Annotated in this window: 30 protein-coding genes; 26 read left to right on the forward strand and 4 right to left on the reverse strand. The window is 40.3% G+C overall.

Going from position 1 to position 25,801, the window contains the following annotated elements:
* Positions 1-57: 57 nt before the first annotated feature.
* The 8 genes from ES896_RS11490 (at position 58) to ES896_RS11525 (ending at position 5,794) form a co-directional block, all read left to right on the forward strand.
* Positions 58-939 (forward strand): LysR family transcriptional regulator, encoded by an 882-nt coding sequence (locus ES896_RS11490; RefSeq protein ID WP_007498669.1) that lies wholly within the window; start codon positions 58-60, stop codon positions 937-939.
* A 93-nt stretch (positions 940-1,032) separates the two neighbouring features.
* Positions 1,033-1,440 (forward strand): DUF4275 family protein, encoded by a 408-nt coding sequence (locus tag ES896_RS11495; protein WP_052320948.1) that lies wholly within the window; start codon positions 1,033-1,035, stop codon positions 1,438-1,440.
* Between the two features lie 199 nt (positions 1,441-1,639).
* Positions 1,640-2,116 (forward strand): flavodoxin, encoded by a 477-nt coding sequence (locus ES896_RS11500; protein ID WP_008347992.1) that lies wholly within the window; start codon positions 1,640-1,642, stop codon positions 2,114-2,116.
* Positions 2,106-2,999 (forward strand): hypothetical protein, encoded by an 894-nt coding sequence (locus ES896_RS11505; protein WP_025207261.1) that lies wholly within the window; start codon positions 2,106-2,108, stop codon positions 2,997-2,999. Before ES896_RS11500 ends, ES896_RS11505 begins: the two co-directional genes overlap by 11 nt.
* A gap of 49 nt (positions 3,000-3,048) precedes the next feature.
* Positions 3,049-3,474: a flavodoxin gene (locus tag ES896_RS11510; protein ID WP_051057902.1), complete on the forward strand. Its 426-nt coding sequence runs from the start codon at positions 3,049-3,051 to the stop codon at positions 3,472-3,474.
* A gap of 109 nt (positions 3,475-3,583) precedes the next feature.
* A complete protein-coding gene (gene dapD / locus ES896_RS11515; RefSeq protein ID WP_008347987.1) occupies positions 3,584-4,294 on the forward strand; it encodes a 2,3,4,5-tetrahydropyridine-2,6-dicarboxylate N-acetyltransferase in 711 nt (236 codons plus the stop codon).
* 28 nt (positions 4,295-4,322) lie between these two features.
* Positions 4,323-5,501, forward strand: a complete 1,179-nt coding sequence (locus ES896_RS11520; protein WP_046343430.1) for an N-acetyldiaminopimelate deacetylase — start codon at positions 4,323-4,325, stop codon at positions 5,499-5,501.
* A 50-nt stretch (positions 5,502-5,551) separates the two neighbouring features.
* Positions 5,552-5,794, forward strand: a complete 243-nt coding sequence (locus tag ES896_RS11525; protein WP_003211408.1) for a YkuS family protein — start codon at positions 5,552-5,554, stop codon at positions 5,792-5,794.
* A 24-nt stretch (positions 5,795-5,818) separates the two neighbouring features.
* Here the strand turns inward: ES896_RS11525 and ES896_RS11530 are convergent, their stop codons facing one another.
* Positions 5,819-6,628, reverse strand: coding sequence for a mechanosensitive ion channel family protein (locus ES896_RS11530; protein WP_017359416.1), 810 nt, complete (start codon positions 6,626-6,628; stop codon positions 5,819-5,821).
* Between the two features lie 271 nt (positions 6,629-6,899).
* Here ES896_RS11530 and ahpA point away from each other — a divergent pair, with 271 nt between their 5' ends.
* The 3 genes from ahpA to ES896_RS11545 all read left to right on the forward strand — a co-directional run bounded on the left by ahpA (position 6,900) and on the right by ES896_RS11545 (position 9,239).
* Entirely contained in the window at positions 6,900-7,442 is a 543-nt protein-coding gene (gene ahpA / locus ES896_RS11535) for a biofilm-specific peroxidase AhpA (protein ID WP_007498654.1), read from the forward strand.
* Between the two features lie 275 nt (positions 7,443-7,717).
* Entirely contained in the window at positions 7,718-8,176 is a 459-nt protein-coding gene (locus ES896_RS11540; RefSeq protein WP_008345174.1) for a TlpA disulfide reductase family protein, read from the forward strand.
* Between the two features lie 481 nt (positions 8,177-8,657).
* Positions 8,658-9,239, forward strand: coding sequence for a Rok-like winged helix domain-containing protein (locus ES896_RS11545; RefSeq protein ID WP_007498648.1), 582 nt, complete (start codon positions 8,658-8,660; stop codon positions 9,237-9,239).
* Positions 9,240-9,301: 62 nt separating this feature from the next.
* Here ES896_RS11545 and ES896_RS11550 read toward each other — a convergent pair whose 3' ends face one another.
* Positions 9,302-10,219: a coiled-coil domain-containing protein gene (locus tag ES896_RS11550; protein WP_025207264.1), complete on the reverse strand. Its 918-nt coding sequence runs from the start codon at positions 10,217-10,219 to the stop codon at positions 9,302-9,304.
* 83 nt (positions 10,220-10,302) lie between these two features.
* Here ES896_RS11550 and ES896_RS11555 point away from each other — a divergent pair, with 83 nt between their 5' ends.
* Genes ES896_RS11555 through moaD form a run of 6 tightly spaced genes read left to right on the forward strand, consistent with a single transcriptional unit; the run spans position 10,303 to position 14,433 of the window.
* Positions 10,303-10,884, forward strand: coding sequence for a molybdenum cofactor guanylyltransferase (locus tag ES896_RS11555; RefSeq protein WP_017359414.1), 582 nt, complete (start codon positions 10,303-10,305; stop codon positions 10,882-10,884).
* A 29-nt stretch (positions 10,885-10,913) separates the two neighbouring features.
* A complete protein-coding gene (locus ES896_RS11560; RefSeq protein ID WP_050827223.1) occupies positions 10,914-11,930 on the forward strand; it encodes a MoeB/ThiF family adenylyltransferase in 1,017 nt (338 codons plus the stop codon).
* 9 nt (positions 11,931-11,939) lie between these two features.
* Entirely contained in the window at positions 11,940-13,214 is a 1,275-nt protein-coding gene (locus tag ES896_RS11565) for a molybdopterin molybdotransferase MoeA (RefSeq protein WP_048001602.1), read from the forward strand.
* Complete coding sequence (gene mobB / locus ES896_RS11570; protein WP_046527034.1) at positions 13,196-13,723, forward strand: molybdopterin-guanine dinucleotide biosynthesis protein B; 528 nt, start codon at positions 13,196-13,198, stop codon at positions 13,721-13,723. Before ES896_RS11565 ends, mobB begins: the two co-directional genes overlap by 19 nt.
* Positions 13,716-14,207: a molybdenum cofactor biosynthesis protein MoaE gene (locus tag ES896_RS11575; RefSeq protein WP_008345161.1), complete on the forward strand. Its 492-nt coding sequence runs from the start codon at positions 13,716-13,718 to the stop codon at positions 14,205-14,207. Before mobB ends, ES896_RS11575 begins: the two co-directional genes overlap by 8 nt.
* On the forward strand, positions 14,200-14,433 hold the full coding sequence (gene moaD, locus ES896_RS11580; RefSeq protein ID WP_008345159.1) for a molybdopterin converting factor subunit 1: 234 nt from the start codon (positions 14,200-14,202) through the stop codon (positions 14,431-14,433). The genes ES896_RS11575 and moaD overlap by 8 nt, the downstream gene beginning before the upstream one ends.
* 47 nt (positions 14,434-14,480) lie before the next feature.
* Here the strand turns inward: moaD and ES896_RS11585 are convergent, their stop codons facing one another.
* Complete coding sequence (locus ES896_RS11585; RefSeq protein WP_017359410.1) at positions 14,481-14,858, reverse strand: Rok-like winged helix domain-containing protein; 378 nt, start codon at positions 14,856-14,858, stop codon at positions 14,481-14,483.
* Between the two features lie 518 nt (positions 14,859-15,376).
* Here ES896_RS11585 and yknW point away from each other — a divergent pair.
* The 8 genes from yknW to lepB all read left to right on the forward strand — a co-directional run bounded on the left by yknW (position 15,377) and on the right by lepB (position 23,690).
* Positions 15,377-15,997 carry a YknW family membrane protein gene (gene yknW / locus ES896_RS11590; RefSeq protein WP_135226821.1) on the forward strand — a complete coding sequence of 207 codons (621 nt, stop codon included), beginning with the start codon at positions 15,377-15,379 and terminating at the stop codon, positions 15,995-15,997.
* Positions 15,998-16,017: 20 nt separating this feature from the next.
* Complete coding sequence (locus tag ES896_RS11595) at positions 16,018-17,124, forward strand: efflux RND transporter periplasmic adaptor subunit (protein ID WP_007498628.1); 1,107 nt, start codon at positions 16,018-16,020, stop codon at positions 17,122-17,124.
* Positions 17,121-17,822 (forward strand): ABC transporter ATP-binding protein, encoded by a 702-nt coding sequence (locus ES896_RS11600; RefSeq protein WP_135226822.1) that lies wholly within the window; start codon positions 17,121-17,123, stop codon positions 17,820-17,822. The genes ES896_RS11595 and ES896_RS11600 overlap by 4 nt, the downstream gene beginning before the upstream one ends.
* Positions 17,809-19,002, forward strand: coding sequence for an ABC transporter permease (locus ES896_RS11605; protein ID WP_035392183.1), 1,194 nt, complete (start codon positions 17,809-17,811; stop codon positions 19,000-19,002). The genes ES896_RS11600 and ES896_RS11605 overlap by 14 nt, the downstream gene beginning before the upstream one ends.
* A 335-nt stretch (positions 19,003-19,337) precedes the next feature.
* Positions 19,338-20,093: a DeoR/GlpR family DNA-binding transcription regulator gene (locus ES896_RS11610; RefSeq protein WP_019743798.1), complete on the forward strand. Its 756-nt coding sequence runs from the start codon at positions 19,338-19,340 to the stop codon at positions 20,091-20,093.
* Positions 20,090-21,001 (forward strand): 1-phosphofructokinase, encoded by a 912-nt coding sequence (gene pfkB / locus ES896_RS11615; protein WP_046527029.1) that lies wholly within the window; start codon positions 20,090-20,092, stop codon positions 20,999-21,001. The genes ES896_RS11610 and pfkB overlap by 4 nt, the downstream gene beginning before the upstream one ends.
* A gap of 13 nt (positions 21,002-21,014) precedes the next feature.
* Positions 21,015-22,907, forward strand: a complete 1,893-nt coding sequence (locus tag ES896_RS11620; protein ID WP_008345139.1) for a PTS fructose transporter subunit IIABC — start codon at positions 21,015-21,017, stop codon at positions 22,905-22,907.
* 210 nt (positions 22,908-23,117) lie between these two features.
* Positions 23,118-23,690 carry a signal peptidase I gene (gene lepB / locus ES896_RS11625; protein ID WP_035392647.1) on the forward strand — a complete coding sequence of 191 codons (573 nt, stop codon included), beginning with the start codon at positions 23,118-23,120 and terminating at the stop codon, positions 23,688-23,690.
* Between the two features lie 64 nt (positions 23,691-23,754).
* Here lepB and ES896_RS11630 read toward each other — a convergent pair whose 3' ends face one another.
* Positions 23,755-24,030, reverse strand: coding sequence for a hypothetical protein (locus tag ES896_RS11630; protein ID WP_008345136.1), 276 nt, complete (start codon positions 24,028-24,030; stop codon positions 23,755-23,757).
* Positions 24,031-24,174: 144 nt separating this feature from the next.
* On the opposite strand from ES896_RS11630, the gene ES896_RS11635 reads away from it, so the two are divergent.
* Positions 24,175-25,794, forward strand: a complete 1,620-nt coding sequence (locus tag ES896_RS11635; protein WP_046343439.1) for an ABC-F family ATP-binding cassette domain-containing protein — start codon at positions 24,175-24,177, stop codon at positions 25,792-25,794.
* The last annotated feature ends 7 nt before the right edge of the window (positions 25,795-25,801 follow it).

Here is a 25,801-nt window from a genome sequence, read left to right on the forward strand (position 1 = left end):
TATTTATATAATGACTATATAAAATAAGAAAAACTTATCGAGAGAAGGAGGGCGCCCATGCAGCTTCAAGAGTTACATATGCTTGTTGTACTTAGTGAGGAATTGAATATGAGAAAGGCTTCAGAGCGGCTCTTTGTCTCTCAGCCTGCCTTATCTCAAAGGCTGCAAACGATTGAAAAAGAGTGGGGAACCAAAATCTTTTTTCGTTCACAAAAAGGCTTGACAGTCACTTCAGCTGGCGAACAGATTATTCAATTCGCCAAAGAGGTCACGACTGAGCAGGATCGAGTGCGAGAGAGAATTGACGAGCTTGAAGGAGACATTCACGGTACACTCAAGCTTGCAGTTGCGTCCATTATTGGTCAGCACTGGCTGCCAAAGGTGTTGAAGCGGTATGTCGAGAAATACCCAAATGCCAAAGTATCTCTTGTGACAGGCTGGAGCAGTGAGATGCTTAAAAGTCTGTATGAAGACCATGTCCACATCGGCATCATTCGCGGGAATCCTGATTGGAAGGGCACAAAGGAATACTTAATGACCGATCATTTATATTTAGTCGATTCTGTCATCAAGGACGTGGATGAGTTAATTGAGACAGAACGCCCGTTTATTCAATTTAAAAGTGATAGCACCTATTATCAAGAAATTCAGCACTGGTGGCATCAAAAGTTTAAAGTGTCGCCAAAACAGACGATTCTTGTGGACCAGATTGAGACATGTAAACAAATGGCCTATCACGGTATCGGCTACGCCATTTTGCCTTCGGTCACCCTATATGATCATGAGAAAAGCGTACACAAAACCCCGCTCGTAGACGCAAATGGAGAGCAAATCGGACGTGACACGTGGCTGTTAGGATATGAAGCCTCTTTTCAGTTAAAACAAGTTCAAGCATTTGTTGGTGTGGTGAAAGAAATGCTTGAAAGTGAGGCAGTGTAAGTACTTTTGGAAGAGGAGGTGCTTTTTTAGGATATTGGGTTTTTAATAGATTTACATGTTTCATACTGAAAAAGCAGAAAGCTGGAAGAAATGATGAGAAATCAACGAAAAAAGAAGACGGATATACCGAAATGGGGAACTTATTTACGCGAGAGATGGTGTGGACGTTTTGCAAGTCATCTTTCTTTAGAAGAACAAAAAGAGATTGGGATGGATGGCTTCCTATGGCACTTATGTAGCTGGGGAAAAGTTGAATGCCTTGAAAAAGAGGCTGCGATCAACGCCTTTCATCAGCAATCAAAGCATACATGTACTCTTTTTTATCAATTTACTCAAGAAGCGTATCTGTTTGAAAACGCCGCTGACCTGTCAGTGAAGGAATTGCCGTATACAGACGGACACATGGACTATAGCGATCTGTATGTCATGGATTGGGAAGAAAATTGGACATTTGTGATGACGCACGAAACCGATTGCGGTCCATATTTTATTCAGAAATAAAAAAAGAGTAAATCACAAAGAGATAGAGTGATGATCAATTAAAGCCGCCTTCCAATTGGAATGAGCGGTTTTTTGATGTACGCCATGTTTATTTTGAACAGCACCTTTTCATAAAACATTTGACAATGAAAATCATTATCATTTAAAGTGTACATATAATAATTGAAAATGATTATCATTTAGATGAGGTGACCAATAGATGAAAGCACTAATTGCATTTGCGAGTATGTCTGGCAATACGGAAGATATGGCAGCGATCTTAAAACAAACGCTTGAAGGAAAAGGGATAGAGACAGAGATGATGGAATTTGACGACACAAGCGCAGAAGATCTTTCTTCATACGATTATGTCATGATCGGCTCTTACACATGGGGTGATGGTGATTTACCTTATGAAGCTGAAGATTTTTATGAAGAGGTCTCAGCCCTTGAACTTTCTCACATCAAAGCGGCGGTATTTGGATCAGGCGATTACAGTTATCCGAAGTTTTGCGAGGCTGTTCATACCTTTCATGACATGCTGAAATCGACAGGTGCATCGGTATTTCCTGAAACATTGAAAATGGAACTTGCGCCAGATACAGATGAAGATGTGGCGTGCTGTGAGGAGTTTGCAACGAGTTTTTTAACGTGGGCATCATTGTCTGAGAAAAGAGTTGAAAATCATGTTTCATAAAGGTGCGACAGCTGTTGCTGCGTCTAAAAGTGGCGGCTACTTTGTTGCTGTCAAACGAGAAGGTATTTTCCATTACAGTGTGGAGGGTGGATGGCAGCAGCTTTTTAAGCTCAAGCATAAAATCCACGCTATCAGTTATATTGGTCCGTATTTGTTCGGAGTTGGTGAAAATGGAACTGTCATACGATCAGGAGATGAGGGCCACACATGGGCGCTATCATCTTTTCCGACAAATGCAGTTGTTTGGTCTATTACAGGACGCAAAGATGGGTTTGTATGCGCACATGGAAAGCATAGTATTTATGTGTCAACCGATTTCGGAATTTCCTGGGAAATTATGAAGCCATTTGCTCATGTAAATCATCCCCCTGTGATTCGCTCATTATGTGTAGCCGGCGATTATCTTTATATTGGAACACAGATTCATGAGGTGCATGGAGGAATATGGGTGTATGACTTCCAAAGTGAACAGGTTTTTCTCCTAAACAGAGAAGAGCACCGAATGACTGCTTCTATGTTGCTTTGCGGAGAACACCTCCTTGTCTGCGCGTTGGGCTCTAAAAAAGGGAAAAGAGGATCTGTTCAAATTTTAGACCTACATACAAATATGCTGCATGATATTCAATCACAAGCTTTTGCGCGAGAGGAATCATTTTTGGATGTGTCAGAGGATAACGGCATTGTGTATGTGACCACCTCACAGGACGAGCATGGATTTTCTAAAGTGTATCAGCTTGATATAGAGCAAAAAGAGCTCAAATGGTTTGATACGATCAAAGGGCACGGTTTTCGTGTCGCCAATCAAAAGGAGAATTTTTTCTGTGCGGGTTTATATGAAAGTAAGTTTGTCAGGCCTTATGAGGAACCTGCACTGATTCATTAATAAGGAGGAAGAAAAAGTGACGAAAAAAGTTTTATTGGTGTATGCCACAATGTCAGGAAATACAGAAGCAATGGCTGATTTAATCGAAAAAGGATTAAAGGAAGCTGGGGCTAGCGTGGATCGGCATGAAGCGATGGATATTGATGCTGAACTCCTTCATGATTACTCGCACATTCTGTTAGGTGCATATACTTGGGGAGATGGTGATCTTCCAGATGATTTTATTGATCTATATGAGGAAATGGAAGAGCTTGATTTGACGGGTAAAGCATTTGCTGTATTCGGTTCTGGAGATACATCTTATGAACATTTTTGCGGAGCTGTGGATTTAATTGAAGAAAAAGTGAAGGAGCTGGGCGGTGATATCGTCCTGCCATCCATCAAAATTGAGCTGAATCCAGAAGGAAACGAGGAAGAGGAATTGATTTCTTTTGGTAAACAATTTGTTCATCTTCACCAGCAAGAAGCGGGATAAAGAGGCCCGCTTGTTTTATTTGCCAAGGCGCAGACGATTCTTTCACTTGTCATTAAAACTCTCCTTTGGTACAGTAATGAAGTATAAATTAAGAGGAGGACATACATACATGAAACAAATGGACGCTAATGAAATTATTTCATTTATTCAAAATAGTACAAAATCAACACCTGTGAAAGTCTATATTAAAGGGGACTTAGAAGGTATTGAATTTGGTGAACATGCAAAAACATTTATCACAGGTAACACTGGTGTTGTCTTCGGTGAGTGGAGCGAAATTCAAGAAGCTCTAGCATCAAACAAAGACAAAATTGAAGATGTTGTCGTGGAAAATGACCGTCGTAACTCTGCGATTCCTATGTTGGATTTGAAAAACATCAAAGCACGTATTGAGCCAGGTGCAATCATTCGTGATCAAGTGGAAATTGGCGATAATGCAGTCATCATGATGGGTGCATCTATTAATATCGGTTCAGTCATCGGTGAAGGTACGATGATTGATATGAACGTTGTTCTTGGCGGCCGTGCGACAGTAGGTAAGAACTGTCATATCGGTGCGGGATCTGTTCTTGCAGGTGTTATTGAGCCGCCTTCTGCTAAGCCAGTTGTAGTAGAAGATGATGTTGTCATTGGTGCAAACGCTGTTGTTTTAGAAGGTGTGACGATTGGGAAAGGTGCAGTTGTAGCAGCTGGAGCGATCGTTGTGAACGATGTCGAGCCTTACACGGTTGTAGCAGGTACACCTGCAAAGAAAATCAAAGACATTGATGAAAAAACAAAAGGTAAAACTGAAATCAAACAAGAACTGCGTCAGCTTTAATTGACACAATTCGCAGCTGAAGACGTGGATGATATATCCACGTCTTATTCGTATAGAGGAAAGGAAGCGAGTTCACTTGTTAAATCGTGAGCAATTAATATCCATTCGAAGAGATTTGCACCAAATTCCTGAGCTTGGTTTTAAGGAATTTAAAACACAAGCTTACCTCATCAAGCATCTCGAATCGTACCCAACAGATCGAATCGAGATGGAAACATGGCGGACTGGACTTTTTGTGAAAGTAAAAGGGACAAATCCTACGCGCGTCTTTGCGTATCGTGCAGATATGGACGGATTATCTATCCCTGAAGAAACGGGCTATCCATTTCAATCGGTACATGAAGGCCACATGCATGCATGTGGACATGATCTTCATATGACCATTGCGCTTGGTATCATTGATCATTTCGTGTATCAGCCAATCAAAGAAGATCTGCTATTTATTTTCCAACCGGCAGAAGAAGGGCCAGGCGGAGCTGAACCAATGCTTACAAGTGATGTTCTAAAAAAGTGGACGCCAGACTTTATTACAGCGCTGCATATTGCACCTGAATATCCAGTCGGCACGATTGCAACAAAGCCGGGCCTATTATTTGCTAATACGAGTGAGCTTGTGATCGATCTTGAAGGAAAAGGCGGGCATGCCGCATACCCTCATTTAGCAAATGATATGGTGGTGGCTGCAAGTGCACTAGTAGGGCAGCTGCAATCGGTGATTTCACGAAATGTGGACCCTCTTGATAGTGCCGTCATTACAGTTGGCACGATTACAGGTGGCACTGCTCAAAATATCATTGCGCAGCATGCAAAGCTTGATGGTACCATTCGCACGCTCTCGCCAGAGTCTATGGAAAAGGTGAGAAAACGAATTGAAGCACTTGCAAAGGGAATTGAAATTGGCTATGAATGCAAGGTGACAGTTCGATACCCTTCATCTTATTACGAAGTGGACAATTCAAAGGATTTGACAGAAGAATTTATGTCATATGTAGCCGAAGAAGGTCTTGCGAACGTCATTGAATGCAGAGAAGCGATGACAGGAGAAGATTTCGGCTACATGCTGAAAAAATACCCTGGGTTCATGTTTTGGCTAGGGGTAGATTCAGAATATGGTCTGCACCATGCAAAACTCACGCCTGACGAAAATGCGATTGAAACAGCTGTGAACGTCATGACAGCTTATTTTAAAAAGCAAGCAGGTGAATGAATAATCAAATGGTCTCCTGTACACCTTATGAACAGGAGGTGTTCTTGATTATGACAAGAATTGGTGTAGAACCATCTTTATCCGATGTAGAAGAACTTTTGAAGCAAAAAGGGTATGATGTCGTACGTATTCAAAATGAACAGCAAATGGATCAGTGTGACTGTTATGTGGTCACAGGGTTAGATTCAAATGTTCTTGGCATTTCAGACACAACGACAAAGGCATCTGTTATTACAGCGTCAGGTATGACGGCTGATGAAATTTGTCAAGAAGTAGAACAGCGTGTTCAATAAAACTAACAAAAAAGAACCAGGATATTATGATCCGGGTTCTTTTTGCTCTTTGGCTAGATCGAGTGCTTCTTTCATTTTTTTGCGCAGAATTCGTTCGACACGCCACTGCTCCATCGTTTCAGTTTTTGCAATGATACGAAGGACGAGGGATGAAGAGCCAAATGATTCCACTCCAACGACTTGAGGACCTTCGATGATTTGCGGCAGGCTCTCACGAACTTCATCACAGGCTGCTTGCAAAGTGGTGATCATCTGATCCACATTTTCATCTGGGGATAATTCGATATCAACGAGTGCCTGCATCGTCCCTCGTGAATGATTGCTTACATTCAGTATACTTCGGTTCGGAATGAAATGAAGAGTGCCATCAAAGCTTCTAAGCTGTGTTGTTCTCAGTCCAATTTGTTCAACGATCCCATCGAAACCAGCAACCGTTATATACTCGCCGACATCAAATTGTTTTTCCAGCAGTATGAAGAAGCCTGTCACAATATCACTCACCAATCCCTGAGCGCCAAATCCAATGGCAAGTCCTACAACACCTGCGCCAGCCAGCAAGGCGGTTGGGTTATAATGAAATAAGTCGAGGATCATCACAACTAGAATAAAAATCAGCAAGTAGGCGAAAATATTTAAGGTAAGACTTTGCAGCGTTTGAGCTCGTGATAAAGAGACATCGTGCTTCTCAGAGAATGCTGAATAGGCACGCTTAATCATCTTGTTTCCAATCGCTCTGATGATAAAATAAATCACAAAAATAGCAATGAGTTTTAGAAAAATCATACTGATATTCATGATGATGGAAACCCAATCTACTTGTTCAAGTGCTTTCATGATCTTCAAAACCTTTCTATGTATGTGCGAAATGAGAAGCTAATCATTTGTTCCCTTATGCAAGTCATGTTAAACTTTTAATAGTTGGAGCGAGAGATTGTGACAAATCGTTAATTAAATTTATTATTAATTAATATTGACTAAAAATCGCTTAAGTATTATAATTATATTTGTGAAGTTATTAACTAAATGAGAATTCAACCTATTGATTCTCATTTTATATACAGCTAAGAAGTCTGTATAAAGATATTAATTTTGGAGGGATTTACATATGGCAGAGCGTTTTGTAGGAAAACAAGCTCCACGTTTTGAAATGGAAGCAGTACTTGCTAATAAGGAATTTGGTAAAGTGAGTTTAGAGGAAAACATCAAGAATGACAAATGGACAGTTCTTTTCTTCTATCCAATGGATTTCACTTTTGTTTGTCCAACTGAAATTACAGCAATGAGCGATCGTTATGATGAGTTTGAAGATTTAGATGCAGAAATCATTGGTGTATCTACTGATACAATCCATACGCATCTTGCTTGGATCAACACAGATCGTAAAGACAATGGTCTTGGTGAATTAAAATATCCACTAGCTGCTGACACAAACCACACAGTATCTAGAGAATACGGTGTTTTAATTGAAGAAGAAGGAATTGCACTTCGTGGTCTATTCATCATTAACCCAGAAGGCGAACTTCAATATCAAACAGTATTCCACAACAATATCGGTCGTGATGTAGATGAGACACTACGTGTTCTTCAAGCATTACAAACTGGTGGACTTTGCCCAGCGAACTGGAAACCTGGTCAAAAAACACTTTAATTGATAGTTGAAGAAACAGTCTAACGGGTGTTAGACCTTCAGATTGTTGACAAAGGGCTAAAATGAACTTGATTTTAGCCCTTTGTCTTCTTTTCAGCGTGATAGAAAACCTTTGAAGTCTAGGAAGAACGAGTACTGGCGCGAAGCGAATGTGACATTCGTGAGTACCAGCACGCAGGACCGAAAAAGAATGCGAGGGTTTGTCTACATGCTGGGGTCTAACTGATGTTAGACTTTTTTGTTTCGAGACATACAATGGATGGAGGCGCTTCAAAATGAAATTACGTCAACCAATGCCGGAACTAACTGGTGCAAAAGAATGGTTAAATGGAGAAGTAACAAGAGAAGAATTAATTGGTGATAAACCAACATTGATCCACTTCTGGTCAGTTAGCTGTCACCTTTGTAAAGAGGCGATGCCGCAAGTGAACCAATTCCGTGATGAATACAAAGATCAACTAAACGTGATCGCAGTTCACATGCCACGTTCAGAGGATGACCTTGATCTAGAAAAAATCAAAGAGGTTGCAAATGAGCATGAAATCACACAGCCAATCTTTGTAGACAGCGACCATAAATTAACAGAAGCATTTGAGAACGAATATGTACCAGCTTACTATGTATTCGATAAAACAGGTGCTTTACGCCACTTCCAAGCTGGCGGAAGCGGTATGAAAATGCTTGAAAAACGTGTCAATCGAGTTCTTTCTGAGTCTGAAAAGGCTGCAGAATAGGCTTTCCCCCCATGAATGGGGGTTTTTTCATGGGGAAAAATAGGAGACATATTGCACTGGATGAATATGATTGTAGGTGGAATGCCTAAGAAAAGAGAAAATGAGGGATTTCATTAAAAAAATTTCCTAAAATAAAAAGGTATTATGACCTATTTACATTTTTATTTTGAAATGAAAATGTAAAGATTTTAACTTTTTACTATTCAGAACGTTTTTGCACAAAAGAAATTTCAGTTTGGTAAATAACTATATAAATCAAGTAGTATAAGCGTTTATTCAAAATTTTTACAATATTTTAAAGGTGGTCAAAAGCCTATAGTGGCAATGAAATGGGTGCCGATTTTTCTTCTTTGGCAAAATTTTAGTTGGAAATACCTATCTGATAGCAAACTGTAAAATGATAAAAAAATAGTTGATAAAATTAGTTTTCTAATCTAATATTTACTATAGAATATTTTTTATATGATGAGGGGGAAATCCATTGTTTAATGAGAGGGAAGCGTTACGTTTACGATTGGAACAATTAAATGAAGCAGAAGTAAAGGTCATCCGTGAATATCAAATTGAACGAGATGCGATTTACGCAAAACTAAGAGAATTAGACCGTCAAGGTACAGGTCTCGTCACAGATACAAAAAAAGAAGTACGTACAGAGAGAAAAACAGATTCACTGCCTGTATTAGCTGAGCTGGCTGCACAAGAAATGAGAAGCTACAATCAGCCTGCGCAAACGCAGTCAAACGTTACATCATCTTTAGGAACAGGTCAGCTAAATGGTGCACCTGTAGGTATTCCTGAAGGATCTACAAGACGCAGAAGAGGCACAGCTAGACCTGGATCAAAGGCAGCTAAGCTTCGTGAAGCTGCAATCAAAACATTAAAGCGTCATAATGCGGCGATTAAAAGCTCTGAACTTCAAAAAGAGATTGAAAAAGAGAGTGGTCTTGAAATTCCAAATATGACAACGTTTATGCAAAGCTTAATTAAAATGTACCCAGAAGTGAAGAAACCTTATCGCGGACAGTATATTTTAGAAGGCGACATTCAAACAGAAGACGAATAAATAAAAAAGAAACTGCTGGGCGTAAATGCCAGCAGTTTTTTCTTGCGTACGTGATGAATGAATCACTTTTTTTGATCAACTGTATAGACAATCTTTCGTTCTTTGGGCATGTTGTCGCGCTGTTTTTTAAATCCATCGATCTTCACTGTCATGACCTCTCCACTCCGCTGCACCGCATCAACTTTTGCCTGGAGCGTTTCTACTTGTTCGTTTAGTTTCTTCAAAATCGGTCCTATTTCTTCGGTTGTTTGTAAAATAGGGTCTTGTGAGAACGGCTCGGCATTTGTTTGGGCTGACTGGTCGATATCAGCAAAATGAGAAGCGATCCATTCCTCGCTTTCGGCCAACTGTTTTTGGTAGCTCGTGAGCGTTTCATAAAAAATGGCTTCTTTTGCTTTTTCGATTTGCAGTAATTTTTCTTGTGTTTCATAAAAACGCTCCTGTAGATGCCGGACGCCTTCTTGTAATAAATGAAGCTCTGCGTTTTTATCGCCTAGAGTTTGCTGCAGTTTTTCAATCACAGCGGATAAAGTATTTCCTTTTTTCTCCTCTTTTGCAAGCTGTTTATCTTGGTCTAGTAATCGCTCCTGTAGTTGCTGAGACATTTCCTTATATTTTACAACCTTCAAATGCAATCGGTGCTTTTCCTCTGTTTCTTTTCGTCTATGATAGGTTTCCTTTTGCAGCATTTCATGAAGAAGGACGATTTTATGTAATAATTCCGATTTGCTATAAGAGAGATCTTGTATTTTAGATGATGCTTCGTCTTGGTCAATGGTCATTTCATCCAATTGTTGTTTTAATTGAGTGAAATCCTTTTTCATCTCATGATATTCTTGAGATAGCTTCTTGTTTTTAGCATAGGTATACGTGGACTGTAAATCTGAAATTATCTGTTGATATTTGGCCGTTTCAGCTTTTAAAAATAGATTTTCTTGAGACAGATCATGGAATAGGGGAGAAGCATGGCGCCGGTTCATAGGTAGACCCTCCTTATTCATGTTATCAATAAAGTATGCGAAATGAGTGCGATTAGAACAACCATATCAAAGGGGATGAGATGATGAGAATAGTGAATGTGATACTAGCCGGAGGTGCTTCTAGGCGTTTTGGAGAGCCAAAGGCAAGTCATGTCTATCAGGGGAAACCACTATATGAACATGTGAAAGAGCAACTTTTGAAAGGGGAAACCGTCATCATCAGTCACCCGAAGCTTCTGCCTTTTTTCAAAGCAAGAGGGGAACAAGCTGTTTGGTTAGATGATGAACAGGTGCGTGGGTATGGCCCGCTTGCAGGTATATATACCGCTATGCAAAAGCAAGAAGCAGAGTGGTATTTAGTGACGGCATGTGATATGCCATTCATACGAAAAGAGACAGCCGTCGCTTTATCTTCTTATTGCCATAAGCATGTAGATGCTGTGGTTCCGATGGTGCAGGGAAGATTACAGCCGTTATTTGCGCTTTATCACCGCCGCAGTCTTCCGTTTATTTCTGCGTGTTTAAAAGAGAATCAATTAGCTATCAAAGACTTATTACAAAAACTTCACGTCCAGGTTGTTCCAGCCGACGAACTGAACGTGGCACCAAATGAATTTCATAATATCAATAAAAGAAGCGATTTACCTGAAAACGGTATGATATGATACATAAAAACGAGAAGGAGAGAACAATATTGAACGAGCGATATTCAAGGCAAATCTTGTTCCCTCCGGTAGGCGAAAAAGGGCAGTCTGCGCTTGCCGAAAGTCATGTCCTTATTGTTGGAGCTGGTGCACTTGGAACAGCATCTGCTGAAGGGCTTGTCCGATCTGGAATTGGTACTTTGACGATTGTAGATCGTGATTATGTCGAATTCTCAAATTTACAACGGCAGCAGCTGTACACTGAACACGATGCAAAGATGCATGTGCCAAAAGCGGCAGCGGCGAAAAAACGTCTCCAAGAGATCAACCATGAAGTGACCATACACGCTCTTATTGAAGATGCAGGAGTAGAGCTGTTAAGACCTTTATTCCGAAAAGCAAATATCGTCATTGATGCGACTGATAATTTTGAGACAAGAATGGTGATGAATGACTTATCTTTAGAAACAAATACGCCTTGGATTTACGGTGCCTGTGTGAGCAGTCAGGGAATGTATATGACCATTTTGCCGGGCAAAACACCTTGCTTATCATGTGTATTTACCTCAGTGCCTATTGGGGGTTTGACATGTGATACAGCTGGTATTATTTCTCCTGCTGTCCAAATGGTGTCGGCTTATCAGCAAACAGAGGCATTAAAATATTTAACAGGGCATGAAGAGCAAATGGAGCGAAAGTTTGTCACGTTTGATTTGTGGCAGTCGTCTTCGTTTAAAATGGATGTATCTCGTACGAAGCAGGAGAGCTGTCCATCTTGCGGCATAAATAGAACGTATCCATATTTACAGGAACAGCGAAAAAAAACAGCGATTCTTTGCGGGCGTGACACCATTCAGATCATATCGAAGGATTTAGAAAACCTTTCATTTCAGCATGTAAAAGAGCGTCTGTCCTCTATTTGTGAGGTGGAAGTGAACGATTTTTTAATTCATATACGCTATGAAAGACACCGTATCGTTTGTTTTAAAGGAGGACGTGTATTAATCCATGGGACAAATGATGAAAGAGTAGCCAATTCATTACTAGCAAGACTGCTAGGCATATAGGAGTGAGAAGTGATGGAAAGACGACAGCCAATTCCAGTAGAAGAGGCAGTAAAGAAAGTCCACCAATTTCAAAAACATGGACAAGTCGAATGGGTTCCTTTAAAGAACAGCCTTGGAAGATGGATTGCAGAGGATATTTTAGCAGATCACGATGTTCCTGCCTTTGATCGTTCTCCGTATGATGGTTTTGCACTTCGAGCAGAAGATACAAAGGAAGCATCGAGCGAGCATCCGATTGAATTTGAGGTCATTGATCATATAGGGGCAGGTATTGTTTCTGCAAAAACGATCGGTCCTTTTCAAGCGATTCGCATCATGACAGGAGCGAAGATTCCAAAAGGAGCAAATGTTGTGATCATGCTCGAATTGACGAAAACGTTTGAAAAAGACGGTAAATCAATGATGTCACTTAAAAGACGGCTGAAAAAGGGGGACAATATTTCTCGGCAAGGAGAAGAGACCCTCAAAGGGAACGTCATGATCAAAAAAGGCTCAAAAGTTACCCCAGGCGTGACGGCGATATTGGCAACGTTCGGGTATGCGGTTGTGCCAGTCGTCAAAAAACCGGTGATCGGTATCATCTCAACAGGTACCGAGCTCCTACAAGTAAGTGATGCCATGGTGGACGGTAAAATTAGAAATAGTAACCTAAGCATGGTATACGCTCAGGTTCTTGAAGCTGGAGGAGAACCGCTTGATTTAGGCGGTGTATCCGATGATTTTGATCAAAGCTATGAAGCCGTAAAAGCAGCCTTAAGCAAAGTTGATATGCTCATCACAACAGGTGGTGTATCGGTAGGTGATTTTGACTTTTTACCTGCTATTTATGAAAAACTAGGTGCAGAGGTGTTGTTTAATAAAGTCGCCATGAGACCTGGAAGTGTGACGACCGTTGCTGCGTTGTCAAATGGTCAATTGCTTTATGGGCTGTCAGGAAATCCGGCTGCCTGTTTTGTTGGCTTTGAACTATTTGTCAAACCGATCATTTATAAATGGTGTTTGAAAGAAAATCCATTTCCCGTTTTTGCTGAGGCGAAGCTGACACATGATTTTCCAAAAGCCAATCCATTCACACGATTTGTTAGAGCATCACTTGATTTCGCTGGCAGCCAGCTGAGTGTGACGCCAACCGGTCTTGATAAATCTAGTGCGGTGACATCTATTGCTCATGCTGATTGTTTCATTGTTTTGCCTGGAGGAACAAGAGGGTTTAGTGCAGGTGACCAGGTCAGCGTTCTGCTATTTCACCACGAAGGCGGTGCTCCATGTTGGATGACAAATTAAACATTCTACAAGTCGTGGGCTATCAAAATAGTGGTAAAACGACGCTGATCGAAAAATTATGTCAGCTGGCGGATGAAGAAGAAATGCAGCTAGGCTGCTTCAAACATCACGGACATGGCGGAAAGCCAGACCGTCTGTTCAAACAAAAAGATACGGATCGATATGTTCAAGCGGGTGCATTTGCCGCAGGTGTGGAGGGAGAAGGTGAATGTCACTTTTTCATACGGCACATGACATTCACACAACTAATCAACATGTGTCAGCATCTTCCTTTAGATGCCGTCTTGATCGAAGGATACAAACAGGCGCCTTATCGCAAAATCCTGTGTGTCAAAGACGAACAGGAACTCATTGATCTTTCAACACTTTCTCATATACAAGCAGCCATTTATTTCAATAAAGAAATACAATTCACTGAGAAATACCCGTTTCCTGTGTTTTCAGCATTTGACAAGCGCGGGATCACATTTGCTTTTAATTTATTGAAGGGGGAAGCCTCGTATGAATGAACTTTTTAAGATCACAAAAGAGCCGATTGATGTGAATGAATTGATTCAGCATGTCACAAGACGCAAAGCGGGAGCCATTACGACATTCATAGGCACGGTAAGAGAATGGACAAATGGCAAAAAAACGCTGCGTTTAACATATGAAGCATACATACCAATGGCGGAAAATATGTTGAGTCAAATTGGACAAGAAATTAAAAAACGCTGGCCCGATACAGAAGCTGCTATTGTGCATCGTATTGGCACTCTTGAGATATGTGACATTGCAGTGGCAATAGCTGTTTCATCACCTCATCGGAAAGCTGCATACGAAGCCAATGAATATGCGATTGAACGAATAAAGGAAATAGTTCCTATATGGAAAAAGGAATACTGGGAAGATGGAGAGGCTTGGATAGGTGATCAGCTTGAAACCGTTTCATACCCGGAAGGAAAACCTAGTACTCTCCAACTTAACGAGAAAGAAGGGAAGCGGCATGATTAGCGTATTATTGTTCGCCGGCCTTGCTGAGAAGGCCGGTAAACAACAAATCATCATTCAAAAAGATCAAACAACGGTTGATGAGATTAAAATAGAATTACAGGAGGTATATGGTGTTGATACTGCACAAAACGTGATGGTTGCAGTCAACGAAATATATACGAGGGGAAATGCTGAAGTGCGTAGCGGGGACACTGTTGCACTCATTCCTCCTGTAAGTGGTGGATAATAGATATTAGAGGATTTGGTTATGGCCAGCGGCTGTAACCAATTTTTTTATGTGTGAAAAGTTTGGAGAGGTACTTGGGTATGATCTTCGTAAATAAAACATCCCCGGCGTGCTTTAGAAATGTGAGGATCGAGCTGTTGAATGAGATCATACAATTCGCTGATTCGTCTCACATTGAAATCTGTTTGAGCTTGAAGCTGTTCTTTTAGTTCTTTTGTGCTCACGATGCTTCCCTTTTTTTCTTTAATAATATCTACACACCTTGCTGCGTAGTATATTTTGTCATTAGAAGGTCTGCTCTCTTTCATATCAAGTAATTTGAGCTCATGATAAATCAGTTCTCTTTCCTTTCTAAAGTATTGCCATGCTTCTTGTTCCTTTTCATAAAGTAAAATCAATTGCATTTTCAATTTTTCTCTTAACATTCACTTGACTCCATTTCCACTATCATTTAACCTACCTCTATTTTACATTATATGAAAAAATAACATTTGATCAAGTAAAATCCTTTTATTTTTATTTTTTTAATATGAAAGTATTGATACTAAAGGCTCATCTGTTCTATAAAAGGCGCTAAACATAGTCCTATAAAGCCGGGATTCATTGAAATTACTAGGAATATTTTAACAAAAAATTGTTGTGTCTAACTGAGACCATCTGAATCCAAAGGAAAAGGATATTTATTCCGAAAGACATGTTGTTTACTTCATAAACTGTTTTTCAGTCAGTAAAATCATGATTTTTTCATATGAATATGGTCGGATCAAGGTATCATTTGAAGGATGTCGTTCATGAAAATAGAATAATAGATTCAATCCTATCACTATGAAAATAAGAAAATCAAATGATCTATCACTTATTGGCAATCTTTTGATAAAATAGAAACAACAAGAGTATGAAAAAACGTTTCGATACTTACAGCACATGGAGAGGATGACATTTGATGAAAGAAACAACGCCAAAACCCACAATGATTGGAGTAAGCACAAGACCATCAGAGCATTTAAAAAGAGTGTGGGAGCAGCCATTCGTTTGGTGGCCTTTATCATGTGTGCTTGTATTAACAGTTGTTGTCACTTATTTGTCTCAGCTAGTGAATGAAGGATTGTGGGCAGATTTAATTTTACCAATCCCTTTCGTTTATGTGATCACGCTTATTGGTCTGGTCATTGGGGTTGTCATTAATACTGCCGTATACAAGTTCATCGTCTTTTTAGCAAAAGGTGATGCAACATTTCATCAGCTGTTTTCAGGTGTACTGTATATCACACCTATTACGATCATTGGTACGATTATTTCTCATTTGGCGATCATTTTTTTTCATGTGCCAAAAGATATCACGGTTACCTCATTAAACGCATTCATTCGAATGTCTGGTCCATGGCATGCCGTGTTAGCCAATATCGATCTTTTTGTGATCTGGAATCTTGTTTTAACAGGCTTTTTATTGATCAAAGTCGGCCGCATTTCGCCAAGAATATCTTGGATTATTGTGAGTGTCTTTTATGTATTATCTTTAATTTTTCAATATGTAGGAACCACAATCACCATCAACATGCAGTAAGCTGGGGGTAGAATGTTTTTATGAGAAAGAAAATCATTATCGGATCCATTATCATTATTGTGATTGGTCTATTCATTGGATTTAATATTGCAAAAAACCAATCAAAGCCTGCCTCTACGGCATCATTTAAAACAGTCCAACTTGCATCAAAAGAAATAACTTCTACGGTGATGACGCCTGGAACACTTTCATTCTCGGAGGAGCAATTCATTTATACAGAAGAAGAGAAGGGAAGCCTGAATCATATCGCTGTGAAAGAAGGAGAAAAGGTGAAAGTTGGAACACCGCTCCTTACATATGAAAATAAGGAACTGGAGCTTGAAGAACAGCAGCAAGCACTTGCGGCTGAATCAAGTACACTAAAGCTTGAACAATTACAAAATAGACTCAATACATTAGATGAAAATCAGGGGAAAAAGGCGGGCTCTGATTCGAAAAACGAGCGAGATCAGCTTGAACTCGAACTCAAAGCCGCTGAATTAGAGCAAAAACAAGCGGAGCTTAACCAAGAAAAAGTAAAGGCACAAATAGAAGATTTAACGATACATAGCAAAATTGAAGGAACAGTCATCTCCATCGAGCAAGATGCTGGCGCAGGGAAGCTAGAAGAGAGGCAGCCGGTGATCCATATTGGCAATGAGAAAAAAATGATCGTACGAGGCTTAATCACTGAGTATGACGCTATGAAAGTCAAAAAGAAACAAAAAGTAAAGGTAACGTCTGATGTCATTCGCGGAAAGAGTTGGCAAGGAGTGGTGAAAAAAGTGGGCACTGTGCCTGCCCAGTCAACAGCAGAAACAGCTGCTAGTGATCAAACCGTACAATATCCAGTCGAAATTGAAATAAAAGGGAAAAAGCCGGATGCAAAACCAGGCTTTAAAATGATCATGGAAATTGAAACGGACAAGCGTCAAGTGCTCACAATTCCTGAAACAGCTGTGAAAAAAGAGAAAGATGGATCATACGTTTATGTTGTTGAAAAGAATGCACTGAAGAAAGTAAAAGTGACATTAGGTGAAACGTCAGGTCAAGATCTTGAAGTGACGAAAGGTTTAACAAAAGAAGATCAAATCATTGCAGAGCCATCAGATGACATGTATGACGGAATGGAAGTGAATGCTGAATGATTCAGCTTTCAAACGTGACAAAAAGCTACGAAGTTGCTGAGGAGACATTTGATGTATTAAGTGATGTGAACCTCGTCATTGGTAAAGGCGAGTATATGTCCATTATGGGCCCGTCCGGTTCTGGAAAATCAACGTTAATGAATATCATTGGCTGTTTGGACCACCCGACCTCCGGACAGTACCATTTTCAAGGTATGGAGCTGTCGGCAGCAAAGGATCAAGATCTCGCAGTGATTCGAAATCGATCCATTGGTTTTGTTTTTCAACAATTTTATTTACTGCCTAGATTAAATGCAAGGCGAAATGTTGAACTTCCGATGATTTACGCTGGTATCAGTCAAAAGGAAAGAAAAGAACGTGCGGAAATGGCACTTGAAAAGGTTGGTTTGGCAGATCGAATGAAGCATATGCCAAACGAGTTGTCAGGGGGTCAAAAGCAAAGAGTAGCCATCGCACGTGCGATTGTCAATGAGCCGAAGCTCATCTTGGCAGATGAACCAACAGGCGCTCTTGATTCAAAAACGAGCGGTTCGATTATGGAACAGTTTACAAAGCTCAATGAGGAAGGAACAACGGTTGTGCTCGTTACTCATGAAGAAGAAATAGCTGCGTATACAAACCGGATAGTCGTTGTAAGAGATGGACGCCTCGTTCAAGATAGATTGATACAAGGAGACGCAATGAATGAAACTCTTTGAAAATATCAAAATAGCGCTGAATTCTGTCCTAGCTCATAAATTGCGTTCTATTTTAACAATGCTTGGCATTATTATTGGGGTTGGATCAGTGATTGCAGTCGTTGCCATCGGTCAAGGCGGAGAGCAAATGCTGAAAGAATCAATTTCAGGGCCAAACAATACCATTGATATGACCTATACACCCTCTGATGAGGAGTTAAATGCGAATCCGAATGCGTTATTTGAAGCCACATTTACTGAAGAAGACATTCAAAGTGTTCAAGCATTGAATGGGGTTAAACAGGTTGCCTCCTCCACGGCACAAGGCATGCAATTAAGATTCCAAGATACAACAATAGATGCAACGGTCAATGGAATTAATGAAGGCTACACGAATGTACATTCATTACATATAGCAGAAGGACAGGACTTACGTGAAATCGATTTTAGGAGCGGAAGAAGGGCAGCTGTTATTTCAGAAGGGATACAAAAAGAATTGTTTAATGGAGAGAAGGCAGTAGGCGAGTTGATTTGGATGAATGGACAGCCGGTTGAGGTGATCGGAGTTTTAGCAAAACAGGAAGGTCTGTTCTCATTTGATATGAATGAAATATATGTCCCTTTTGCAATGCTGACAACTGCATTCGGTGTGAAAGAATATGATAAGTTGTCTATTCAAGTCGCACATGCTGATCAAATGAAAGAAGTGGGAAAGAGTGCGGCTGCACGCTTAAATGAAAATCACCATACAGAAGATGCTTACGAAATGATCAATCTGGAAGAGATTGCAGCAGGCATTGGTCAAATTACGTCTGTCATGACAACAATCATTGGCTCAATTGCTGGTATCTCATTACTTGTCGGCGGCATTGGTGTCATGAATATTATGCTCGTATCTGTCACAGAAAGAACAAGAGAAATCGGAATTCGAAAGGCACTTGGGGCAACTAGGGCTCAAATACTCGTTCAGTTTTTAATTGAGTCTGTCGTCCTTACACTGATCGGTGGGTTACTTGGAATCGCGCTTGGCTTCGGAGGTGCTTCACTTGTGTCACTGTTTGCAGGGTGGCCTTCTCTTGTATCGTGGCAAATCGTATGTGGAGGCGTCCTATTTAGTATGCTCATTGGTATTATTTTTGGACTGATTCCTGCCAATAAAGCAGCGAGGCTCGATCCGATTGAATCACTTAGATATGAATAATCCTAAAGTTAACGTACGAGGTGCTGACAAGAAGGTAGAACGAGATATATTGCCTGCTGCTCCCCACCTGAAGCTTTTATGCAAAACGCATAAAGGCTTTTTTTCGTTCAATTGAATGAAATGAAAAATGATAGAAATGCTAATATCATGACTTTCTTCTCAATGTCACATATTTTTCAGTTTACAAATGGTACATATAAAGGTAAGATGACCATTGTGAAAGATTTTGATAGTTATTGAATGTATTTGATTGTTTTGTATTGATAATGTTGAAAAAAGCGATTACAATAAAGGTGCGCGCAAAATGAATACGTTTTCAAAAGGGGGTGTTTTCAATGCTAACACCAGAAAGACATCAACTCATTATCGACTATTTAGAAGAAAACGATGTCATCAAAATACAGGACTTAACGATTATGACGGATGCGTCTGAATCTACAATTAGAAGAGATTTATCAGCCCTTGAAGAAAAAGGCTTTCTTAAAAGAGTTCACGGAGGAGCTGCTAAAATATCTAGTATTCGTCTTGAACCAGATGTGTTTGAGAAATCTGCCAAAAACCTTCATGAAAAGTCATTGATTGCAGAGGCAGCTGCATCACTTATAAAACAAGGCGATTGTATTTACTTAGATGCTGGTACGACAACACAGCAAATGATTGACTTTATCGATCCAGATCAAGACATCGTTGTGGTGACAAATGGTGTCATGCACATTGAAGCACTCATGAGAAAAGGCATTTCTTTTTACCTGATAGGCGGATCAGTGAAACATCGAACAGGAGCCATGGTGGGAGCCGCAGCTTTGACAGCTATGGAAAATTACCGTTTTGACAAAAGCTTTGTTGGGACGAACGGCATTCATCCCGAGGCAGGGTTTACAACACCTGATCCAGAAGAAGCACTCATTAAAAAAAGAGCCATGAAGCAGGCGAAAAAAACCTACATCTTAACAGATGCCTCAAAGTTTGGCGAAATATCGTTTTCAACCTTTGCTAGTTTACAGGAAGCCACCATTATCACAAACGACGCAAAAGAGGATTCATTCGATAATTACCATGAAAAAACGGTTATAAAGGTAGTGAAAACATGATTTATACAGTTACTTTAAACCCATCAGTTGATTACATCGTACACGTGGAGGATTTTGCGGTCGGCGGTTTAAATCGTTCAACCTATGACAAAAAATATCCAGGTGGTAAAGGAATCAATGTCTCAAGGCTTTTAAAACGGCACGGTGTTGAATCAAAAGCACTTGGATTCATTGGCGGTTTTACAGGCAAATATATTCAAGACTTTTTACAAAACGAACAATTACAAACAGCCTTTCATGAGGTGTCAGAAGATACACGTATCAATGTGAAACTAAAAACAGGCGAAGAAACAGAAATCAACGGGCTCGGTCCAAGTATTACTGAAGCACAGTTCGATTCGTTTTTATCCCAATTCACTTCATTAACAGAAGGCGATGTCGTTGTATTAGCAGGTAGCATTCCTTCTTCACTGCCTCATAACACATATGAGCGCATTGCTGAGGTATGTGCGAAGCAAGGGGTAAGAGTAGTACTTGATATTTCTGGAGAAGCCTTAAAAAAAGCAGCAGATCTGCAACCATTCTTAATGAAACCAAACCATCATGAGTTAGGTGAAATGTTTGAAACCAGTATTTCATCTGCAGAAGAAGCCATTCCTTATGGGAAAAAGCTGTTGGAACAAGGTGCTGAACATGTCATTGTATCTATGGCTGGAGACGGCGCTCTCTTATTCAGTAAGGAAGGGATCTTTCAATCTAATGTTCCAAAAGGCAAGCTGATCAACTCAGTTGGTGCAGGGGATTCAGTCGTTGCAGGATTCTTAGCTGGCGTTTCTAAAGGCCTTTCCATAGAAGAATCATTTAAGCTTGGCGTCACATCAGGAAGTGCTACAGCATTTTCTGAGGAACTTGGAACAAAAGAGCTTGTCGATACATTATTGCCACAAGTAAAAGTCACACGCATTTAAAGGAGGAGTCATCATGAAAATTACAGAACTACTCACGAAGCATACGATTAAGCTTCAATTAGACAGCCAGCAAAAAGAAGCCGTTATTGAAGAACTGGTCACTGTATTAGATACAGCTGGTAAATTAAATGATAAAGAAGGCTACAAAGCAGCTGTTGTTAATCGTGAAAAACAAAGCTCTACGGGAATTGGAGAAGGAATTGCGATTCCTCATGCGAAAACAGCAAGTGTGAAAGAACCTGCCATTGCATTTGGTCGTTCAACAGCTGGTGTAGATTATGAATCATTAGACGGACAGCCAAGTCATCTTGTCTTTATGATTGCAGCAACTGAAGGCGCAAACAACACGCATTTAGAAGCACTTTCTCGTTTATCCACACTTCTCATGCGTGAAGAGATCCGAAAGCAGCTTCTTGAAGCGGCTACTGAAGATGAAATCATTGAAATTATCAATACACATGATAAAGACGATGAAGAAGAAGAGGAAGTCAAAGAGGAACCGGCTGCACCGGGAAAACCTGCTAAAATTTTAGCGGTGACAGCTTGTCCAACAGGCATCGCGCATACATTTATGGCCGCAGATGCTTTGAAAGAAAAAGCAAAAGAAATGGGCGTTGACATTAAAGTTGAGACAAACGGCTCTAGTGGAATTAAACATGCCCTGACAGCAAAAGAAATTGAAGAAGCGCCAGCTATTATTGTGGCAGCTGATAAACAAGTTGAAATGGAACGCTTTAAAGGCAAACATGTCATTGAAGTACCTGTGACAGCTGGAATTCGCCGTCCGCAAGAATTGATCGAAAAAGCCATCAATCAAGATGCGCCGATTTATAAAGGTTCAGGCGGCAGTTCTTCAAAAGATGAAAATGAATCGTCAGGTAAGGGAAGAAGTGGATTCTATAAGCACTTAATGAGCGGTGTAAGCAACATGCTTCCGTTTGTTGTTGGGGGCGGTATCCTCGTTGCGATTTCATTCTTCTGGGGAATTAACTCAGCTGACCCTAAAGACCCTTCTTTCAATTCATTTGCAGCTGTATTAAAAGGAATTGGCGGAGATAATGCACTTGCCTTAATCGTTGCTGTATTAGCTGGATTTATCGCAATGAGTATTGCAGACCGTCCAGGTTTCGCACCAGGTATGGTTGGCGGATTCATGGCCTCAGCAGCAGGTGCTGGATTCTTAGGCGGATTGATTGCTGGTTTCCTTGCTGGTTACATCGTGGTGCTGCTCAAAAAAGTATTCACTTTTGTACCACAGTCGCTCGATGGTATTAAACCAGTTCTGCTCTATCCATTGTTCGGTATTTTCTTTACAGGGATTATCATGCATTACATCGTCAACACACCTGTTAAAATGGTGATGGACGGATTAACACACTGGCTTGAATCACTTGGTACTGGAAACCTTGTATTAATGGGGATTATTTTAGCTGGTATGATGGCCATTGATATGGGTGGTCCAATTAACAAAGCGGCCTACACATTTGGTCTTGCGATGATTGCTGCTGGCAACTATGCACCGCATGCTGCGATTATGGCAGGTGGAATGGTGCCGCCGCTAGGAATTGCCCTAGCGACAACGATCTTTAGAAACAAATTCTCTAAACGTGACCGTGAAGCAGGTATTACATGCTACTTCATGGGAGCTGCGTTCATTACAGAAGGGGCGATCCCATTTGCAGCGGCAGATCCTCTGCGCGTCATTCCTTCAGCTGTGATTGGTGCAGCAGTTGCAGGTGGATTAACAGAATTCTTTAGAGTGACGCTTCCTGCACCGCACGGCGGACTATTCGTTTTCTGGGTAACAAACCATCCAGTTCTTTACATCATCAGCATCTTAATCGGTGCCATTGTTACAGCGCTACTTCTCGGAATTCTAAAAAAACCAGTCCGACAAGAAGCTTAATTTGAAAAGAAGCATCGTGAAGAGCGGTGCTTCTTTTTGTTTAATCATCAGCAAATTAGGAAAAAATATCTAATTGAATGGTTGTCTTGTGAATTTTTAAATGACATGTGATAAAGTAAAGTTATTCAATTCGCGTTTCAAGTCTTTTAGCAGAAAGTCTTAGGAGGAAGCAGTATTTTGAACGAAGAAAACAAACAAAACGAAAATGACATTCAATCTGATGAGAAACAAGCCAAAAAAGAGAAGAAAAGTTCTCTGTTTGAATGGATCAAAGCTATTTTAATTGCACTTGCCCTCGTCCTCATCATCCGTACGTTTATTTTTGAGCCGTATGTGGTGGAAGGAGAGTCAATGGAACCAACCCTTCATGATGGAGAAAAGCTGTTTGTTAACAAAACCATCAACTATCTCGGTGGAGTCAAACGTGGTGACATCGTGATTATTAATGGAAAGGACGGTCAGAAAATTCATTATGTCAAACGATTGATCGGTCTTCCAGGCGACACGATTGAAATGAAGGATGATACGCTTTACATTAATGGTAAAAAAGTAGATGAGCCTTATTTAAAAGAGAACAAGGCACATGCCAAAGAGTATGAGGTACATTTAACAGGAGATTTTGGTCCAGTGAAAGTACCGAAAAACGATTACTTTGTTATGGGTGACAACAGACTGAATTCTATGGACAGTCGAAATGGACTCGGACTCATTGAAAAGGATCGGATTGTCGGCACATCAGAATTTGTTTTCTTCCCATTTGGGGATATTCGACAAACACAATAAATACACCTTTCTCAATTGCGTAAGAAAGGTGCTTGATTGGACGACCCTTCATGTAGGGTCGTTTTTAATTTGGTGTGAGCATCGTGACAATGATGACAATGGCCAAAACAGAAGCGAAAACGGACCCGGTAATCGCCAAAACAGAACGGAATAATCCAATTTTCACATTGTCTTTTCCGCGCTTTTGTAAAAAGCGTTTTGAAAAGATATGGACCAGTGTGTAAATGAGGACAAGCCCAATATAAAGGCCAAAGTCTCTTGCATTAAAGCCAGTCGCCGATAAATAAATGCCCATAAAGAAAATCAATAAACAGTATTCCATGAGTGTGAGTAATCTCAAATCGCCCGAACTCCTTCAACAAAAACATTCCCACTTATTATACCATATTGGACAAAAAGCCTTTGTTCTTAGCGAGAGACGTTTCTATCAATCGTTATTCATGTTATACTTCATATTGATGAATGAGTGATGGAGGATTAATAAATGATTGCAGTGAATAATGTTAGTTTGCGATTTGCTGATCGTAAATTATTTGAAGAAGTAAATATTAAGTTCACTCCTGGCAACTGCTACGGACTAATTGGTGCCAATGGAGCTGGTAAATCAACGTTCTTAAAGATTCTTTCTGGAGAAATTGAAGCTCAAACGGGCGATGTTCATATGAGTCCAGGTGAACGTTTAGCGATTTTAAAACAGAACCACTTTGAATACGAAGAGTTTGAAGTGTTAAAAGTCGTCATCATGGGTCACAAACGTCTATATGATGTGATGCAGGAAAAAGATGCGATTTATATGAAACCTGATTTCTCAGATGAAGACGGGATTCGTGCAGCAGAGCTTGAAGGTGAGTTTGCTGAGTTAAACGGATGGGAAGCGGAAAGTGAAGCTGCGATCCTATTAAAAGGTCTTGGCATTCCAGAGAGCCTGCAATCGAAGAAAATGTCTGAGCTTGGCGGATCTGAAAAGGTAAAAGTGCTTTTAGCACAAGCTTTATTCGGTAAGCCTGACGTTCTACTTCTCGATGAGCCAACGAACCACTTGGACTTACAAGCCATTCAGTGGTTAGAAGAGTTCCTCATTAACTTTGAAAATACCGTCATCGTCGTATCGCATGATCGTCATTTCTTAAACAAAGTATGTACGCATATTGCAGACCTTGACTTTGGAAAAATTCAAGTGTATGTCGGAAACTATGATTTCTGGTATGAATCAAGCCAGCTGGCATTAAAACTCAGCCAGGATGCCAACAAGAAAAAAGAAGAACAAATTAAGCAGCTTCAAGAATTCGTTGCTCGGTTCAGTGCGAACGCATCTAAATCGAAGCAAGCGACATCAAGAAAGAAATTGCTTGATAAGATTTCGCTAGATGACATTAAACCATCTTCTCGTAAATATCCTTATGTTCATTTTGCGCCAGAGCGTGAAATCGGAAATGATGTCCTTCAAGTAGAAGGTCTATCAAAAACGATTGACGGTGTAAAAGTACTGGATAACGTCAGCTTTATTATGAATCGTGAGGATAAAATTGCGTTCTTAAGTCGTAATGAACTTGCTGTCTCTACTTTATTTAAAATCCTTGCTGGTGAAATGGAGCCAGACAGCGGGACGTTTAAATGGGGCGTGACAACATCTCAAGCCTTTTTCCCTAAAGACAATAGCGAATACTTTGAAGGAAATGATGTCGATCTAGTGGATTGGCTTCGTCAATATTCTCCGAATGATCAAAGTGAAAGCTTCCTGCGTGGTTTCTTAGGCCGTATGCTTTTCTCTGGGGAAGAAGTGAAGAAAAAAGCAAGCGTCTTATCAGGTGGAGAAAAGGTTCGTTGTATGTTATCAAAAATGATGCTGTCTGGAGCGAATATTTTGCTGTTAGACGAGCCGACGAACCATTTAGACCTAGAGTCCATCACAGCGCTGAATAACGGTCTAATGAGCTTTAAAGGGGCTATGCTCTTCTCATCTCATGACCATCAGTTTGTTGAAACAGTTGCAAACCGGATTATCGAAGTGACGCCAAACGGCATCGTTGATAAACAAACAACTTATGATGAGTTCTTATCAGATCAAGACATCCAAAAAAGGCTACAAGAGCTGTATGCATAAACATAAA

Origin of the sequence: Bacillus sp. 005/A4HT-01/001 (assembly GCF_004634445.1) — a bacterium.
Classification (GTDB): Bacteria; Bacillota; Bacilli; order Bacillales; family Bacillaceae; genus Bacillus; species Bacillus altitudinis.

Bases quoted from the DNA above. Each gene is read 5' to 3' on its own strand.
- ES896_RS11635 (WP_046343439.1), top strand. From the start codon at position 24,175: ATGATTGCAGTGAATAATGTTAGTTTGCGATTTGCTGATCGTAAATTA.
- ahpA (WP_007498654.1), top strand. From the start codon at position 6,900: ATGGCAGAGCGTTTTGTAGGAAAACAAGCTCCACGTTTTGAAATGGAA.
- ES896_RS11600 (WP_135226822.1), top strand. From the start codon at position 17,121: ATGATTCAGCTTTCAAACGTGACAAAAAGCTACGAAGTTGCTGAGGAG.
- ES896_RS11505 (WP_025207261.1), top strand. From the start codon at position 2,106: ATGTTTCATAAAGGTGCGACAGCTGTTGCTGCGTCTAAAAGTGGCGGC.
- pfkB (WP_046527029.1), top strand. From the start codon at position 20,090: ATGATTTATACAGTTACTTTAAACCCATCAGTTGATTACATCGTACAC.
- ES896_RS11595 (WP_007498628.1), top strand. From the start codon at position 16,018: ATGAGAAAGAAAATCATTATCGGATCCATTATCATTATTGTGATTGGT.
- ES896_RS11520 (WP_046343430.1), top strand. From the start codon at position 4,323: ATGATATATCCACGTCTTATTCGTATAGAGGAAAGGAAGCGAGTTCAC.
- mobB (WP_046527034.1), top strand. From the start codon at position 13,196: ATGTTGGATGACAAATTAAACATTCTACAAGTCGTGGGCTATCAAAAT.
- ES896_RS11510 (WP_051057902.1), top strand. From the start codon at position 3,049: ATGTCAGGAAATACAGAAGCAATGGCTGATTTAATCGAAAAAGGATTA.
- ES896_RS11530 (WP_017359416.1), bottom strand. From the start codon at position 6,628: ATGAAAGCACTTGAACAAGTAGATTGGGTTTCCATCATCATGAATATC.
- ES896_RS11605 (WP_035392183.1), top strand. From the start codon at position 17,809: ATGAAACTCTTTGAAAATATCAAAATAGCGCTGAATTCTGTCCTAGCT.
- ES896_RS11620 (WP_008345139.1), top strand. From the start codon at position 21,015: ATGAAAATTACAGAACTACTCACGAAGCATACGATTAAGCTTCAATTA.
- ES896_RS11585 (WP_017359410.1), bottom strand. From the start codon at position 14,858: ATGTTAAGAGAAAAATTGAAAATGCAATTGATTTTACTTTATGAAAAG.
- ES896_RS11555 (WP_017359414.1), top strand. From the start codon at position 10,303: ATGAGAATAGTGAATGTGATACTAGCCGGAGGTGCTTCTAGGCGTTTT.
- ES896_RS11575 (WP_008345161.1), top strand. From the start codon at position 13,716: ATGAATGAACTTTTTAAGATCACAAAAGAGCCGATTGATGTGAATGAA.
- ES896_RS11525 (WP_003211408.1), top strand. From the start codon at position 5,552: ATGACAAGAATTGGTGTAGAACCATCTTTATCCGATGTAGAAGAACTT.
- dapD (WP_008347987.1), top strand. From the start codon at position 3,584: ATGAAACAAATGGACGCTAATGAAATTATTTCATTTATTCAAAATAGT.
- ES896_RS11490 (WP_007498669.1), top strand. From the start codon at position 58: ATGCAGCTTCAAGAGTTACATATGCTTGTTGTACTTAGTGAGGAATTG.
- ES896_RS11550 (WP_025207264.1), bottom strand. From the start codon at position 10,219: ATGAACCGGCGCCATGCTTCTCCCCTATTCCATGATCTGTCTCAAGAA.
- ES896_RS11540 (WP_008345174.1), top strand. From the start codon at position 7,718: ATGAAATTACGTCAACCAATGCCGGAACTAACTGGTGCAAAAGAATGG.
- moaD (WP_008345159.1), top strand. From the start codon at position 14,200: ATGATTAGCGTATTATTGTTCGCCGGCCTTGCTGAGAAGGCCGGTAAA.
- ES896_RS11495 (WP_052320948.1), top strand. From the start codon at position 1,033: ATGAGAAATCAACGAAAAAAGAAGACGGATATACCGAAATGGGGAACT.
- ES896_RS11500 (WP_008347992.1), top strand. From the start codon at position 1,640: ATGAAAGCACTAATTGCATTTGCGAGTATGTCTGGCAATACGGAAGAT.
- ES896_RS11610 (WP_019743798.1), top strand. From the start codon at position 19,338: ATGCTAACACCAGAAAGACATCAACTCATTATCGACTATTTAGAAGAA.
- yknW (WP_135226821.1), top strand. From the start codon at position 15,377: ATGAAAGAAACAACGCCAAAACCCACAATGATTGGAGTAAGCACAAGA.